Here is a 14,684-nt window from a genome sequence, read left to right as displayed (position 1 = left end):
CCTTCAATCGGCTGCCGCCTGCTCGATGAAGGCCAGATACGCATCCTCCAGAGCACCGGGTTCGGCGGCGTTCCTGCCGGAAACGGCGAGCAGTTCCGCCGGCGTGCCCACGAACCGTGTCCGGCCGGCGTCGATAATCGCCAAGCGGTCGCAGAGGCGTTCGACGTCGTCAAGGTAGTGGGTGACGAGGACAACCGTGATGCCGCCGTCCTTCACCCGTTGAATCAGCTGCCGCACATCGCGCCGGCCCTGCGGGTCCAGCCCCGTGGTCAACTCGTCGAACACGACGACGTCGGGATTGCCGATGAGCGCGAGGGCAATCGACAGGCGCTGCTTCTGCCCGCCGGAAAGCTTGCCGAAGGGGCGTTTGCGGTGTTCGTGCAGCCCGACGGTGCGCAGCAGCTCCGGCACATCAGCAGGCGCAGGGTAGAAAGCGGCAAACAGCCGCAGCGCCTCCTCCACGCGCAGGGCGGGAGGCAGGGCGGCGGCCTGGAGCTGATAGCCGACACGCTCACGCACGGTTGCCCGGTCAGCCGCGGGATCCACGCCCAGCACGGTGACGCGTCCGCCGTCGGGCCGCAGCGTGCCGGCCACACACTCCACCGTGGTGGTCTTGCCGGCGCCGTTGGGACCGAGAATTCCGAAGGCTTCACCCGCGTCGATCGAAAAGGTGACGTCCTCGAGCGCCGCGATACGCCGGAACGCCTTGGATATCCCGCTCACGCTAACCACCGTGCCGGCAGGCACCTGTGCCCTGGTCATGCGGATCATTTTGGCGGCGGGGCCGCACAAGGGTCAAGGGTGAAGGGTGCCGCGCTGCTACTGCGGACCCTGACCGCCGCGTTCCCCGCGGCGGCGCTGCCGTTCGCGGGCCAGCGCTGCACGGAGCGGCGGCAGCGGGGATCCTTCATCGGCCAGCCGCGAGCGGATCAGCCCCCGGGTCCGGAGGATGCCCGCGACGCCTACCGCCATCACGGCAAACTGGACGGACAAGGCGATGCGGAAGGAATCCAGGGCGTACAGGTTCCCCCCTGAAAAGCCGCTGTTGTTCAGCACGTCCAGCACCACGCCGATCAGGTACATGCTGACCAGCGAGGCAATGAAGCCGCCGATGTTCACAATCCCGGTGGCTGTTCCCAGCCGGGCGCTGGGGTTGTACGTCCGGGCAAAATCGAACCCGATCATGGAGCCGGGACCACCGACGGCAAGCAGCGCCACGAGGAGGACCAACAGCCACAGCGGCGCCGGACCGGGATATAGCAGCACGGCGGCCCACCCGGCCGCCATGGCGCCGGCGATCAGCAGCACCATAGTCGACCGGCGCAGCGGATGCCTGCCAACCCAGGACCCCATCCACGGTCCGCAGACAATCGCCACCACCACGAAGAAGGTCATGAGGCCCGACGCGACGGCGGAAGACACGCCTTCGGCACTGACCAGGTACGGGAAGCCCCACATCATCACGAACACCGTGCCGGGGAACTGCACGGTGTAGTGGGTCCACATGCCCAGGCGAGTCCCCGGCTGGGCAAACGCCTCCGCCAGCGACGTGCCCGTCTGCCGCAGCGGCAGCGGGACGGGGGCTTCGCCGCCCTCGGGCCGGTTCCGCACGCAGGCCAGGGTCAGGACCAGGGCAAGCAGGGACAGCGAGGCCGCGGAGACAAACGCCGTGCTCCACCCGAAGCGGTGCAGCACATAGGCGAAAGGAATGGCGCTGGCAATCTGCCCCAGCTGGCCGACGATGCCGGTGTACTGGGTCAGGACGGGGATTTTCCTGCCGGAGAACCAGGCCGGAAGCAGCCGCAGCACGGAGATGAAGGTGAGGGCGTCGCCGGCGCCCACCAGGGAGCGCCCGAGGATGCCGGCGCCGACGGAATCGGCGGTAGCCAGCTGGAACTGTCCGGCAAGCAGCAGTGCCGCTCCGCCGGCGATCAGCAGCCGCGGGCCGAAACGGTCCACCAGCACCCCTACGGGTATCTGCAGCCCCGCATAGACCAGCAGCTGCACCACCGTAAAGACGGACAGGACGGACGCAGTCGCGGAGAAGCGTTCAGTGGCTTCGATGCCGGCCACGCCGAATGAGGTCCGCTGGGTCACCGCCACCATGTAGGCAAAGACGCCTACGCCCCAGACAATCCAGGCCCGTGTTCCGTTCACCGGCACACCTGCCCTGGGCAGGGGCGGGGATGCGCGGCGTCAGGCCGTGCCGGTCCGCCCGTTCCCGTCGTCGCTGCCGTGCCCCTCAACCGTGCCCTCGGTGGCATTTGGTGCATTCTCCTGATCCGCGTTTCCGCTCGGTCCGCTGTTCTCGGTTTCATGCTGGTTTTCGGGCCACAGCGCCTCGGATTCCTCTTCGGCCTGCGGGCTGGCCAGGTAGGCCTCCACCGCGGCTCCGATTTCCTCGGCGTCTGCCAGCTCGTCGTTGCCCTTGACCAGCAGGGAGCGCCGCACGGTGCTTTCGGTGTACTGGTCGTAACGCTTTTCGAGCGTGGCCACCACGCCCTTAACCTCCGCAGATGCCTCAACCTGTTCGGTGATCTGGCGTTCGACGTCGCGGCCTGCTTCGCGGAGCCGGTCCGTCGGCAGCACCAGTGAGGCGGCGGCACCGAGGTACTCGAGTCCGGCGACGGCTGCGGGCGGGAACTCCGCCTCCGCCAGGTAGTGCGGTACGTGCACTACGTGACCGACGACGTCGACCCCTGCTTCGACGAGCCGGAGCTCCAGGACGTGTCCGACGGCGGCCTGTACCTGGGCGATCGGCGTCCAGGAGCTGATCCCTTCCACCAGGTCGGGCCGGTTGCCGTGCGTGGTCACGCCGATCGGGCGGGTGTGCGGGACGGGCATCGGTATCGAATGGACCCAGCAGACCAGGCTTACGTCGAAGGCCTTCACCAAATGCACTACGGCCGCCGTGAAACGTTCCCACTGCAGGTCCGGTTCGAAGCCGGTCAGGAACAGGAACGGTTCGCCCAGCCCGTCATACATCCGGTGCAGCTCAAGCCGCGGCGGTTCGTAGTCGCTGAGGTGGTCTTCGATAAAGGAAATCTGCGGCCGGCGGTTGCGGTAGTCAATCAACTGGTCCGCGTCGAACGTGGCCACCAGGTCATGGTCCAGGGCATCAAACAACTCGTCCCGGATCTGGCTGACCACGTGGCCCGCCTCGGCAAAGCCCGTGAAACCGACCAGGAGCTTCAAGCCGGAGAGGTCCCCGGATTCCGCGACCTCCGGATTCAGATTAAACAGGGTCAACGGATCCAGCATGTCTTACCCCTCCCGGGAACTCACGTGCGCTCTTGGCACAGGCTCTTGGCACAGGAAGGTGACGACCGGTGAATCCGGCTGCTTTAGACCGTTGCTGTGCCCTTACTCAAGGGTAAACGCCCGGACGCGTGCGTTTCATTCCGGCACCGGGACCTGCCTTTGCTAACGGCCCCGTGCAGCAGCTAAGGAGCAACGTTGCGGCATGCGGGCGTTCTTCGGACTACGATCGGTGTGGTAAACGCAGAGCAACACAGAACCGTGAGGAACCAGCTTCGTGAACAAAGCCAGTGAACCCAGCCTGTCGGCAGTATCCAGGGACGGGCGGAAGGTTGCCGCCAGCGCACTCGTGATCGGCGTCGGCCAGACCCCCGACGGTCCCGTCCTGATTGAAAGCCCGCTCTCCCCCAAGGCGTCTGCCGCCCTGGCTGCTTCACTGCCGCTGCTCGGCGTCACCGGCGCCGTTGACGAAGTCCACCGCCTGCCCGGCCTGCCCGAGGCCGACGCGGACATGCTGGTCCTTACCGGCCTCGGCAAGGTTTCGGCCGGCGTCGCCCTGACCGAGGAAGCCCTGCGCCGCGCCGCCGGATCAGCCGTCCGCCAGATTGCCGGCACCGGATCCGTCGCCCTCGCACTGCCGGCCGGCACCGTGGCCGACGCCGCAGCCGTCGCCGAAGGTGCCCTGTTCGGCGCGTACAGCTTCACCGAACACCGCAGTGCCGCCACCGCGGACAAGGTTCCGGCGCCGGTTTCCGAGATCACCGTTATCACTGCAGCCGCTGAGGAGAAGGGCCTGAAGCCGGCCCTCGAACGCGCCCGCATCCTCGGCCGTGCGGTCAACGCCACCCGGACCCTGGTCAACCAGCCGCCGAGCCACCTCTACCCGGAGACCTTCGCCGCCGCGGCCAAGGACCTGGCCAAGTCGCTGCCCGTGAAGGTCACCGTGATGGACGAAAAGAAGCTTGAACGCGAAGGCTTCGGCGGCATCCTCGGGGTGGGCAAGGGATCGGCCCGTCCCCCGCGCCTGGTCAAGCTCGAATACGCGCCGCTGCGTTCGAAGGTCAAGCTGGCGCTCGTCGGCAAGGGCATCACCTTCGACTCCGGCGGACTGTCCCTCAAGCCGGCCGCCGGCATGGAGGCGATGAAGTCGGACATGGGCGGGGCCGCCGTCGTACTGAACGCCCTGCTGGCCATCGCCGAACTGGGGCTTCCCATCAAGGTGACCTCCTGGCTCTGCATTGCCGAGAACATGCCCTCGGGCACGGCGCAGCGTCCCTCCGACGTCATGACCACCTACGGCGGCCGCACCGTCGAGGTCCTGAACACGGACGCCGAGGGCCGGCTGGTGATGGCCGACGGTCTGGTGGCTGCCAGCGAGGAAGCCCCCGACGCGATCATCGACGTCGCTACGCTGACCGGTGCCCAGATGATTGCCCTGGGCCGGCGCGTCTCCGCAGTCATGGGCGAAGAAGGCGTTCGGGACGCCGTCAAGGCAGCGGCGGACCGTGCCGGCGAGCTGTTCTGGCCGATGCCGATTCCGGAGGAGCTGCGGGCTAGCCTGGATTCCCAGGTGGCGGATATCGCCAACCACGGGGAGCGGTTCGGCGGCATGATGACCGCCGCCACCTTCCTGCGGGAATTCGTCGGCGAGGTCAACGGAACCAAGATTCCGTGGGCACACCTGGACATCGCGGGACCGGCTTTCAATGACAGCGCCCCCTACGGCTACACCCCGAAGGAAGGCACCGGCGTCGCCGTCCGCACCCTGGTGGCCTACGCCGAAGACGTCGTGGCGCGCGCCTCATAGCATCCAATACGGTTCCGTGAAACGGAACTGACGGTTGTGGCAGGTGTTTCTCATTACACTTCGCCCCCTACTGCCTGTGTTCAAGTGGATGCCGGTGGTAGGGGGCGATAGGGTGAGGACTGATCACAAACGCCCAATAACTCATCGGCGCGCATGGGCGCGTCTAACGAATACGCGAGGGAGCGTCCAAGTGGCCGATAAGGCAGCTGCGCAAGAGTTCGACATCCTGATCCTCGGCGGAGGCAGCGGCGGCTACGCCGCGGCACTGCGCTCCGTGGAGCTGGGATTCTCCGTAGGTCTGATTGAAAAGGGGAAGCTGGGCGGGACCTGCCTTCACAACGGCTGCATCCCCACCAAGGCGCTCCTGCACTCCGCTGAAATCGCGGAGAACGCCAAGACGGCCTCGAAGTACGGCATCAACGCCACCTTCGACTCCATCGACATGACGGCCGTGAACTCCTACAAGGACAACATCATTGCGGGCAAGTTCCGCGGCCTGCAGGGCCTGATCAAGTCCAAGGGCATCACCGTCATCGAGGGTGAAGGCAAGCTCACCAGCGAAAAGACCATCGAGGTCAACGGTGAGACCTACACCGGCAAGAACATCATCCTGGCCACCGGTTCCTACTCCCGTTCACTGCCGGGCCTGGAAATCGGCGGCAAGGTCATCACCTCCGACCAGGCACTGAAGATGGACACCGTACCCAAGAGCGCGGTTATCCTCGGCGGCGGCGTCATCGGCGTCGAATTCGCCTCTGTCTGGAACTCCTTCGGCGTGGACGTCACCATCGTGGAGGGCCTGCCCTCGCTGGTTCCCAACGAGGACGCAGCCATCATCAAGCAGCTTGAACGCGCGTACAAGAAGCGCGGCATCAAGTTCAGCACCGGCATCTTCTTCGACAACGTCCAGCAGAACGACGACGGCGTCGTCGTCACGCTGGCCGACGGCAAGACCTTCGAAGCCGATCTGCTGCTCGTTGCCGTGGGCCGCGGACCCGTCACCGCCAACCTGGGCTACGAAGAAGCCGGACTGACCATGGACCGCGGCTTCGTCATCACCAATGACCGCCTGCACACCGGCGTCGGCAACATCTACGCCGTGGGTGACATTGTTCCCGGCCTGCAGCTGGCCCACCGCGGCTTCCAGCAGGGCATCTTCGTTGCCGAGGAAATCGCCGGCCTGAAGCCCGTTGTGGTTGACGACGTCAACATCCCCAAGGTCACCTACTGCGAGCCGGAAATCGCCTCCGTCGGCCTGACCGAGGCCAAGGCCAAGGACAAGCTGGGCGCCGAGAACGTCGAGGTCCAGGAATACAATCTGGCCGGCAACGGCAAGACCTCCATCCTCGGTTCCTCCGGCCTCATCAAGATGGTCCGCGAGAAGGACGGCCCCATCGTGGGCGTTCACATGATCGGCGGCCGTATCGGCGAGCAGATCGGTGAAGCCCAGCTGATCGTCAACTGGGAGGCGTACCCTGAGGATATTGCCAGCCTGATCCACGCTCACCCGACGCAGAACGAAGCGCTGGGCGAAGCCGCTATGGCCCTGGCCGGCAAACCCCTTCACGGTTAATACCTAAGATTCACTCCCCCGGGCCGCATCCGGTTTGCGGCTGCGGCCCGGGGGAAATCATCACCAGCACCAGCGGCACGGCTGGTCACAAAAGATCTAACAAGGAGAAACGGGGACAATATGTCTGAAACCGTGAACTTACCAGCCCTCGGGGAAAGCGTCACCGAAGGCACCGTCACCCGCTGGCTGAAGAACGTGGGCGACCGCGTCGAGGTCGACGAGCCCCTGCTCGAGGTATCCACCGACAAGGTTGACACCGAAATCCCCTCCCCCGTTGCCGGCGTCATCGAGGAAATCCTCGTGGCCGAAGACGAAACCGCCGAGGTCGGCGCAGCACTTGTGCGCATCGGCGACGGCTCCGGCTCCGGCGAACAGCCGGACGACGGCGGCAGCGCCGCCAACCAGGAAGCACCGGCCGAAGAGGCTCCGGCTCCGGCCGCTGAAGAAGCTCCCGCGGCTGCTGCCCCGGCTGAGGAAGCCCCCGCGGAGAGCGGCTCCGGCGAAGGCACCGAGGTCACCCTCCCCGCCCTCGGCGAGTCCGTCACCGAAGGCACCGTCACCCGCTGGCTCAAGGCCGTTGGCGACGACGTCGAAATGGACGAGCCGCTGCTCGAGGTTTCCACCGACAAGGTCGACACCGAGATCCCTTCCCCGGTAGCCGGCAAGCTGCTGGAAATCCGGGTCAATGAAGACGACACGGCCGAGGTCGGTTCCGTACTGGCCGTCATCGGATCCGGTGCTGCTGCCCCCGCCAAGGCCGAGCCCAAGGGAGCCGAGCCCGTAGCGGCCGCTTCCAAGGACGAGCGCGAAGCGCCGGCCGTCGAGCCGGAAAAGAAGGAAGAGCCCAAGGCGGAGGCTCCCAAGCAGGAAGCTCCCAAGGCCGAAGCTCCCAAGCAGGAAGCCCCCAAGGCCGAAGCTCCGAAGCAGGAGGCTCCCAGCGGTTCCAACGACGGCGGCACCTACGTGACCCCGCTGGTGCGCAAGCTCGCCAACGAACACGGCGTCGACCTCTCCAGCATCAAGGGTTCCGGCGTCGCCGGACGCATCCGCAAGCAGGACGTGCTGGAAGCCGCCGAGGCCAAGAAGGCCGCCTCGCAGCAGCCCGCCGCTTCCGCTCCCGCAGCCTCCGCCGCCTCCGAAAAGGCAGCACCGGCGCAGATCAGCGAAGCCAGCGCGAAGCTCCGCGGCACCACGGTCAAGGCACCGCGCATCCGCCAGACCATCGCGCGCCGTATGCGCGAGTCCCTGGAGGAGTCGGCACAGCTGACCCAGGTGCACGAGGTCGACATGACCCGCATTGCAGCCCTGCGCCAGAAGGCCAAGGGCAACTTCCAGCAGCAGAACGGCGCGAAGCTCACCTTCCTGCCGTTCATTGCCAAGGCAGTTGTCGAGGGCCTGAAGCAGCACCCCGTCCTCAACGCCTCGTACAACAACGAGACGCAGGAAATCACGTACCACGACGCCGAGCACCTCGCGATTGCCGTGGACACCGAGAAGGGCCTGCTGGTTCCGGTCATCAACGACGCCGGTGACCTGAACATCACCGGCCTCGCCAAGAAGATTGCCGATGTCGGCAGCCGTACGCGCAACAACAAGATCGGCCCCGACGAGCTCTCCGGGGGCACGTTCACCATCACGAACATCGGCAGCGTCGGAGCCCTCTTCGACACGCCGATCATCAACCAGCCGCAGGTCGGCATCCTGGGCACCGGCGCGATCGTCAAGCGTCCCATGGTTGTCACCGACGCCGAGGGCAATGACAACATTGCCATCCGTTCGATGATGTACCTCTCCCTGACGTACGACCACCGCCTGGTGGACGGCGCCGATGCAGGCCGCTTCCTGCAGACGCTGAAGGCACGCCTGGAAGAAGGCAACTTCGAGGCAGACCTGGGGCTCTAGTTCCGGTTCCGCTGAGGCAGGGCGCTCTCCCGTTACCGGGAGGGCGCCCTGCGCTGTTTCTCCGGGGGAATCGACCCTGCGGAACTTTCTCTACATGTTGTAGAAAAGTTACCTGCCTCCCGTGCTTTCCCCAAGGTTCCCGACTTCCAGTCGGTAAACTGGCCTTATGGACTTCCTTCACAGCTTCCTCGTTTTCCTGCACATCCTCGGCGCAGCCATCATTGTGGGCATCTGGTTTGCCCGCATCAAGAATCCGACCGTTCTGCCCGGCCAGTTCCACGCAGCACTGCTGCAGCTGGTCACCGGCCTGGCATTGGTGGCGCTGAATGAGATGGGCGACGGCGACGTCAACCACCTTAAGGTGGGTATCAAGCTGCTGATCACCCTGGTGATTGCCGTACTGGCCTTCATCGGACAGCGCCGCTACAAGAAGGACGAGCCGGTGTCCTCCGGACTCGCGAACGGTGTGGGCATCCTCGCGATCATCAACATTGCCGTAGCCACTATGTGGTAGTCCGCACAACAGCGGAAATAGGATGGGATGGTGCGCCGGCTTGTTGCCGGCCCCGTCCCATCACTGTTTAAGGAGACCCCCATGGCTACAGTCCGTTCAGCCCATACCGTTTGGAACGGCGACCTCTTCAACGGCAAGGGAAACGTCACCCTCGACTCCTCCGGACTCGGCACCTATGACGTCACGTGGAAGGCCCGCGCCGAAGAAGCCAACGGCAAGACCAGCCCTGAGGAACTTATTGCCGCTGCCCACTCAGCCTGCTTCTCCATGGCCTTCAGCAACGGTTTGGCCGAGGCAGGAAAGACCGCGGAACGGATCGAAACGTCCGCTGACGTGACCTTTGTCCCCGGCACCGGCATCACCGAAAGCCGGCTGAAAGTTACCGCGGTGGTTCCCGGCCTGACCGCGGAGGAGTTCACGGACATCGCTGAGGCTGCCAAGAGCGGCTGCCCCGTGTCCCAGGCACTCGCCGGCATCAAGATCTCCCTGGACGCCACTCTCGAGTCCTAGGAGCCGGCTATCCGCAGCACAGAGGGCCCCTGTTCCGTCCGGAACGGGGGCCCTCTGTTCTGCCGCCCCCCCCATTTCTCCGGGTACGGGCGTAGATGGCCGGGAACGGGTGGTCGTGGCTGATGCGTGCGCGTACGGTTTTTTGTAAGCGAGCCAGGCCGGTGCGTCGGGCGAGCGGTCCAGATACGATCGCAACTGCGTCTGAAGGTGAAGGTATGAACCTCACTCCCAAGGAAATAGACAAACTCTACATATACCAAGTGGCGGATTTGGCCCGTAAGCGGCGCGAGCGGGGAACCAAGCTCAATGTCAGCGAGGCCACCGCCCTCATCTGCGAGGCGATCCTGGAGGGTGCCCGCGACGGCCGGACCGTCGCAGAGGTGATGGAACTCGGTAAGACCATCGTTTCTGAAAGCCAGTGCATGGACGGCGTCCGTGAACGGCTGCCCCTCCTGCAGGTCGAGGCGACTTTCGCCGACGGCAGCAAGCTGGTCTCCTGTCACGATCCCATCGGGGTGTGACTTGACCTGGCCCATCGAGCCGGGTGTGACGGTGGTACTGGTCGGAGGACATGAGAGCGGCAACGGAGCGGATCTGTCCTTTGTCAGGGCTTCCCTTCCGGGGGCCCTCATTACCCCCGCCGGACGACCGCTGCACAATGTCCTTACTCGGCTGCGTGCGGACAGGGCCGACGGAGCGGACCCCGCACCCGTCGTCGTGCTGCCGCTGACCTTCGGCCGCAACCCGACACTTGTTGCGGACACGGCGAAGACCCTCCGCTGGCTGGGAGCCGTTGCAGTCCCGCGCGGTGCCGCCTCGGCCCCGCTGGCCCTGGCCGACGAATTCGGCACCGGCGACCATCTCACGGCTTGGCTTCGGGCCGCCGCCGTCGAGGTGCGCAGGCAGTCCCCGGAGGCGGCAGTGCTGATCGTCGGGGACGCCGCCAATCCTTTCGATGACGCCGAGCTCTACCGCATCGCGCATCTGGTGCGCACGAACGGGGCCGGCAACCTCGTGGAGGTTGCCACTGTCAACGACGCGGATGCGCTCCTGGAGGCCGTACGACGGCTGGGTCTGCTCGGCAGCACGGAGACGGTGGTTGTTCCCGGAGGATTTCGGCGGGTGCCGACCGTGCACGGCGAAACGGTGCCCTTCGGCGAGGGAGATTTCGCCCAAGCCCGGTTCTACGGTGCACTCATGAGCGAGCAGGCGGTGCTTCGCGTCATCGGCGAGCGTGTTCGCGACGCACTGCACAACCTCAGCCACGGCTCCACCGGTATTGACGCCGGACTGCAGGCTGATCACGGTCACGGTTACGCCCACTCACACGCCTTTGACGCGGACATCGGCCATTCCCACAACCACGGGGCGGCCGACGGCCATCCGCATCACCACCCTGTCCCGATCCGCTCGAGTTGACCGCAAATCCCATCCAAACGCCACGTGCAGCGACGCTGCGCCGCAAGGGAAGGAAATACCATGCTGGGCAGCCCCACCTACCACCACAAGCAAGAAGACATCGAGATCAACGCCGGCAGGCCGAGCGTCACACTGCTGGTGAGCAACACCGGCGACCGGGCCGTGCAGGTCGGCTCTCATTTCCACTTCTTCGAAACCAACAAGGCGCTTTTGTTCGAACGCGAACTGGCGTACGGAATGCACCTCGATGTGCCGGCGGGTACCGGAATCCGGTTCGAGGCCGGCGACACCCGGGAGGTGACGCTCACCGCGTACGCCGGCAACCGGCGAGTCATCGGCTTCAATAACCTCGTCGACGGCGGCCTCGACTCTGCGGCCACGAAGATCCGTGCCATGGCGCGGATGAAGGAACTCGGATTCCAGGACGGAAAACCGAGCTCCAAACCCAGTGCAAACAACGCGGGCCCTGCAGCGCAAACGGGCCGCCCGGAAGAGGGGAAGAAGTGATGGCGAAAATCTTGCGCAAGCAGTATACCGATCTCTTTGGTCCGACCACCGGCGACCGGGTCCACCTGGCCGATTCGAATCTGGTGATCGAGATCGAGAAGGATTACAACGAGGGCCATTACGGCGACGAGGTGGTCTACGGCGGCGGCAAGACCGCACGCGACGGCATGGCGGCCGATCCCCAGGCGACTTCCGCGGAAGGCGTGCTTGACCTGGTGATCACCAACGCAATCATCCTGGACCCGGTGCTGGGTGTCGTTAAGGGCGACATCGGCGTGCGTGACGGCAAAATCGCCGGTATCGGCAAGTCCGGCAACCCGCACACCCAGAGCGGAGTGGATCCGCGCCTGGTGGTTGGCCCCGGAACCGAGCTGCTGGCCGGCGAGCACTTCATCGCCACCCCCGGCGGCATCGACTCACACGTGCACTACATTTCGCCGGAACAGGCGCTGGCCGCCCTCTCCAACGGCATCACGACCCTCTTCGGCGGCGGCACGGGACCCACCGACGGCACCAACGGCGTCACCACGACTCCGGGCGTCTGGAATCTCGCCAGACTGCTGGAATCGGCCGAAGGGAGTCCCGTCAACATGGGCTTCCTCGGCAAGGGGAACGGCTCGCTGCCCGATGCCCTGATAGAACAGGTCGAGGCCGGCGCCTGCGGACTCAAGGTACACGAGGACTACGGCACGACGCCGGCTGCGCTCAGCAACGCACTCTCCGTGGCCGATGACTACGACGTGCAGATCTCGGTGCATACAGACAGCCTCAACGAGGCCGGTTATGTGGAGAACACCCTTGACGCCATCGACGGCCGCACCATCCACACCTTCCACACCGAGGGTGCCGGCGGCGGCCACGCCCCGGACATCATCAAGGTGGCCGGCCACCCGAACGTGCTCCCGTCTTCGACGAACCCGACCCTGCCCTACACCGTCAATTCGGTGGATGAGCTGCTCGACATGGTGATGGTCTGCCATCACCTCTCCCACGACGTCCCCGAAGACGTCGCCTTCGCGGATTCCCGCGTACGGGCCGAGACGATTTCCGCGGAGACGGTTTTCCACGATGAAGGGATCATTTCGATGGTCTCGTCCGACTCCCAGGCAATGGGTCGCATCGGCGAATCGTTTATGCGCACCTTCCAGATCGCCCACCACTGCAAGGACCAGCGCGGCCCGCTGCCGGAGGACAGCGGCGACAACGATAACTTCCGGGTGCTGCGCTTCCTCGCCAAGATCACGATCAACCCGGCCATCACCCAGGGCGTGTCCGACTACATCGGCTCGCTGGAAGAGGGAAAGATCGCCGATATCGTGCTCTGGCCGATCCAGTCTTTCGCTGCCAAGCCCCGGCTGATCGTCAAGGGAGGCCTGATCAACTGGGCATTGATGGGAGATCCGAACGCCTCGCTGCCCACCCCGCAGCCGGTGTTCTACCGCCCTATGTTCGGTGCGCAGGGCAAGGCGCTGCAGAGCACGCGGGTGACCTTCATGTCGAAGGCGGCTATCGACAAGGGTGTCCCGGAACGGCTTGGACTGGAGAGCCAGGTGCTGCCGGTGCACCGCTGCCGCGGCATCGGCAAGGAGCACATGGTCCGCAACAACGCGACGCCGGTCATCGAGGTGGACCCGGAGACATACGACGTGACATACAACGGCACGCTGGCCACCATCCCGCCGGCCCAGTCACTGCCGATGACCCAGCTGTTCTTTCTCGCCTAGGGCCGCGGCATGTCGGATGTTCGCCAGTTGCTGACGAGCCTGCAGTTCGCGGACTCGGCCTTTCCCAGCGGCTTCTACACGATGTCGCACGGGCTCGAGGGATACAGGCAGGCCCGGCTCGTGTCCGGTGACGGAGTGCAGCAGCTGCTGGCCGAGCTGCTGCTGCACTCCGTCGGCCCCGGGGACGCAACGGCGCTTGCTGCTGCGCACCGCGCCGCGGCAGCCGGCGACGTCGACCTCGTGCAGGAGGTCGACCAGCGGTTGTTCGCCTCGAAGCTGAACGCCGAAATGCGCACCGCCTCCGTACGCAGCGGCCACCAGCTGATCGATCTTGGCGCCGAGTTGACTGAGCACGCACTGCTCGGTGAGTACGCAGAGCGGGTGAAGCTGCGCAGCACACCCGGCTGCCAGCCAGTCGCGGCGGCGGTGGTGTATGCGGCCAACGGAGTCACAACCCGGCAGGCCGTGGCATCGGACCTGTTCGCCTTCTCGGCGAGCTTCGTCGGAGCGGCCCTTCGGCTGCGGCTGACCGACCACCGCCAGGCGCAGGCCATCCTGCTGCAGACATCCCCCGTCATGGAGCAGGTGACGGAGGCCGCCCTGGCGCGCGATCTCGCTGACCTTGGCGGCTTTGCGCCCATGGCAGACGTCATGTCAGCCCAGCATGAGAGAGCCGAGGCCCGCCTGTTCGCCAGCTGAGGACGGCACTCCGGCCACGAAGAATGAAAACGGCGCCGATGGGTGCCCACACGAACACAGCAGATCCACTGGAAACGAGGAATTCATGAGTGAGAACGTATTGAGGATCGGCATCGGCGGGCCCGTGGGCAGCGGCAAGACGGCGCTGACGGAGGCGCTGGTGCCGCTGCTGATCGAGGCGGGGCGCACCCCCGGCGTCATCACCAACGACATCTATACCCAGGAGGATGCCCACCACGTGCGCAGGGAGCTGGCCGGCATCCTCGACCCCGAGCGAGTGGTGGGTGTCGAGACCGGTTCCTGTCCGCATACAGCCGTGCGCGACGACCCGACCATGAACCTGGCCGTCGGCGCGGAGATGCTCGAACGGTTTCCCGACATCGACACGCTCATCTACGAGTCCGGCGGCGACAATCTGACGCTCACCTTCTCCCCGGCGCTTGCCGATGTGTTCGTGTTCGTGCTCGACACCGCTGAAGGCGAGAAGATGCCGCGCAAGCGCGGTCCCGGCATCACCGACAGCGACATCCTGGTGATCAACAAGATCGATATCGCGCAGTACGTCCGCACCGACCTCAACGTGATGGAGTCCGACGCACACCGGGTACGTGAGGACCGGCCCGTGGTGCTGACCAATTCGCTCACCGGGTTCGGCGTCGATGAACTCCACCAACAAATCATGTCGCATTGGAACGGTGCCAGAACCGAGCTCATCGGATGACGCTCAAAGCGACGGAACAGCGAAGTGTGCCGGCACCCGGAGGCAACACC

General features: G+C 65.5%; 13 protein-coding genes and 1 pseudogene. 11 read left to right on the top strand and 3 right to left on the bottom strand.

The features are described 5' to 3' along the window. Nucleotides 1–3: 3 nt before the first annotated feature. Genes NNX34_RS07300 through NNX34_RS07290 form a run of 3 tightly spaced genes read right to left on the bottom strand, consistent with a single transcriptional unit; the run spans nucleotide 4 to nucleotide 3,261 of the window. Nucleotides 4–762 carry an ABC transporter ATP-binding protein gene (locus NNX34_RS07300; protein WP_255765858.1) on the bottom strand — a complete coding sequence of 253 codons (759 nt, stop codon included), beginning with the start codon at nucleotides 760–762 and terminating at the stop codon, nucleotides 4–6. Nucleotides 763–819: 57 nt separating this feature from the next. Beyond that, a complete protein-coding gene (locus NNX34_RS07295; protein ID WP_255765857.1) occupies nucleotides 820–2,157 on the bottom strand; it encodes an MFS transporter in 1,338 nt (445 codons plus the stop codon). 39 nt (nucleotides 2,158–2,196) lie between these two features. Continuing rightward, the gene (locus NNX34_RS07290) at nucleotides 2,197–3,261 is read right to left on the bottom strand and encodes a PAC2 family protein (RefSeq protein WP_370647020.1); all 1,065 of its coding nucleotides are present in this window, start codon (nucleotides 3,259–3,261) and stop codon (nucleotides 2,197–2,199) included. 274 nt (nucleotides 3,262–3,535) lie between these two features. Here NNX34_RS07290 and NNX34_RS07285 point away from each other — a divergent pair, with 274 nt between their 5' ends. From NNX34_RS07285 to ureG, 11 genes and pseudogenes are all read left to right on the top strand, one after another. Beyond that, a complete protein-coding gene (locus NNX34_RS07285; RefSeq protein ID WP_255765856.1) occupies nucleotides 3,536–5,065 on the top strand; it encodes a leucyl aminopeptidase in 1,530 nt (509 codons plus the stop codon). 190 nt (nucleotides 5,066–5,255) lie between these two features. After that, nucleotides 5,256–6,638, top strand: coding sequence for a dihydrolipoyl dehydrogenase (lpdA, locus tag NNX34_RS07280; protein ID WP_229952239.1), 1,383 nt, complete (start codon nucleotides 5,256–5,258; stop codon nucleotides 6,636–6,638). Nucleotides 6,639–6,758: 120 nt separating this feature from the next. Beyond that, nucleotides 6,759–8,540: a 2-oxoglutarate dehydrogenase, E2 component, dihydrolipoamide succinyltransferase gene (sucB, locus tag NNX34_RS07275; RefSeq protein WP_255765855.1), complete on the top strand. Its 1,782-nt coding sequence runs from the start codon at nucleotides 6,759–6,761 to the stop codon at nucleotides 8,538–8,540. 166 nt (nucleotides 8,541–8,706) lie between these two features. After that, complete coding sequence (locus tag NNX34_RS07270; RefSeq protein WP_255765854.1) at nucleotides 8,707–9,054, top strand: hypothetical protein; 348 nt, start codon at nucleotides 8,707–8,709, stop codon at nucleotides 9,052–9,054. A gap of 81 nt (nucleotides 9,055–9,135) precedes the next feature. After that, nucleotides 9,136–9,564, top strand: a complete 429-nt coding sequence (locus tag NNX34_RS07265; protein WP_255765853.1) for an OsmC family protein — start codon at nucleotides 9,136–9,138, stop codon at nucleotides 9,562–9,564. A gap of 215 nt (nucleotides 9,565–9,779) precedes the next feature. Next, entirely contained in the window at nucleotides 9,780–10,085 is a 306-nt protein-coding gene (locus NNX34_RS07260) for an urease subunit gamma (RefSeq protein WP_255765852.1), read from the top strand. 1 nt (nucleotide 10,086) lies between these two features. Next, a complete protein-coding gene (locus tag NNX34_RS07255; RefSeq protein ID WP_255765851.1) occupies nucleotides 10,087–10,983 on the top strand; it encodes a hypothetical protein in 897 nt (298 codons plus the stop codon). A gap of 60 nt (nucleotides 10,984–11,043) precedes the next feature. Beyond that, nucleotides 11,044–11,352 (top strand): annotated as a pseudogene (locus NNX34_RS07250) (urease subunit beta); the annotation flags it as partial. A gap of 137 nt (nucleotides 11,353–11,489) precedes the next feature. Next, complete coding sequence (ureC, locus tag NNX34_RS07245) at nucleotides 11,490–13,214, top strand: urease subunit alpha (protein WP_304659798.1); 1,725 nt, start codon at nucleotides 11,490–11,492, stop codon at nucleotides 13,212–13,214. 9 nt (nucleotides 13,215–13,223) lie between these two features. Then, nucleotides 13,224–13,913 carry an urease accessory protein UreF gene (locus NNX34_RS07240; RefSeq protein WP_255765849.1) on the top strand — a complete coding sequence of 230 codons (690 nt, stop codon included), beginning with the start codon at nucleotides 13,224–13,226 and terminating at the stop codon, nucleotides 13,911–13,913. Nucleotides 13,914–13,998: 85 nt separating this feature from the next. Next, nucleotides 13,999–14,634: an urease accessory protein UreG gene (gene ureG / locus NNX34_RS07235; RefSeq protein ID WP_255765848.1), complete on the top strand. Its 636-nt coding sequence runs from the start codon at nucleotides 13,999–14,001 to the stop codon at nucleotides 14,632–14,634. The last annotated feature ends 50 nt before the right edge of the window (nucleotides 14,635–14,684 follow it).

The organism is Arthrobacter sp. zg-Y1116 (assembly GCF_024385485.1).
Lineage (GTDB): Bacteria > Actinomycetota > Actinomycetes > Actinomycetales > Micrococcaceae > Arthrobacter_B.
Note: the sequence above shows the minus strand (reverse complement) of the source record. Positions and strands in the feature narration are given on the sequence as shown.

Excerpts from the sequence above, each read along its gene's own strand:
- NNX34_RS07300 (WP_255765858.1), bottom strand. The coding sequence starts at position 762 with ATGACCAGGGCACAGGTGCCTGCCGGCACGGTGGTTAGCGTGAGCGGG.
- NNX34_RS07290 (WP_370647020.1), bottom strand. The coding sequence starts at position 3,261 with ATGCTGGATCCGTTGACCCTGTTTAATCTGAATCCGGAGGTCGCGGAA.
- sucB (WP_255765855.1), top strand. The coding sequence starts at position 6,759 with ATGTCTGAAACCGTGAACTTACCAGCCCTCGGGGAAAGCGTCACCGAA.
- NNX34_RS07270 (WP_255765854.1), top strand. The coding sequence starts at position 8,707 with ATGGACTTCCTTCACAGCTTCCTCGTTTTCCTGCACATCCTCGGCGCA.
- NNX34_RS07265 (WP_255765853.1), top strand. The coding sequence starts at position 9,136 with ATGGCTACAGTCCGTTCAGCCCATACCGTTTGGAACGGCGACCTCTTC.
- NNX34_RS07260 (WP_255765852.1), top strand. The coding sequence starts at position 9,780 with ATGAACCTCACTCCCAAGGAAATAGACAAACTCTACATATACCAAGTG.
- ureC (WP_304659798.1), top strand. The coding sequence starts at position 11,490 with ATGGCGAAAATCTTGCGCAAGCAGTATACCGATCTCTTTGGTCCGACC.
- NNX34_RS07240 (WP_255765849.1), top strand. The coding sequence starts at position 13,224 with ATGTCGGATGTTCGCCAGTTGCTGACGAGCCTGCAGTTCGCGGACTCG.
- ureG (WP_255765848.1), top strand. The coding sequence starts at position 13,999 with ATGAGTGAGAACGTATTGAGGATCGGCATCGGCGGGCCCGTGGGCAGC.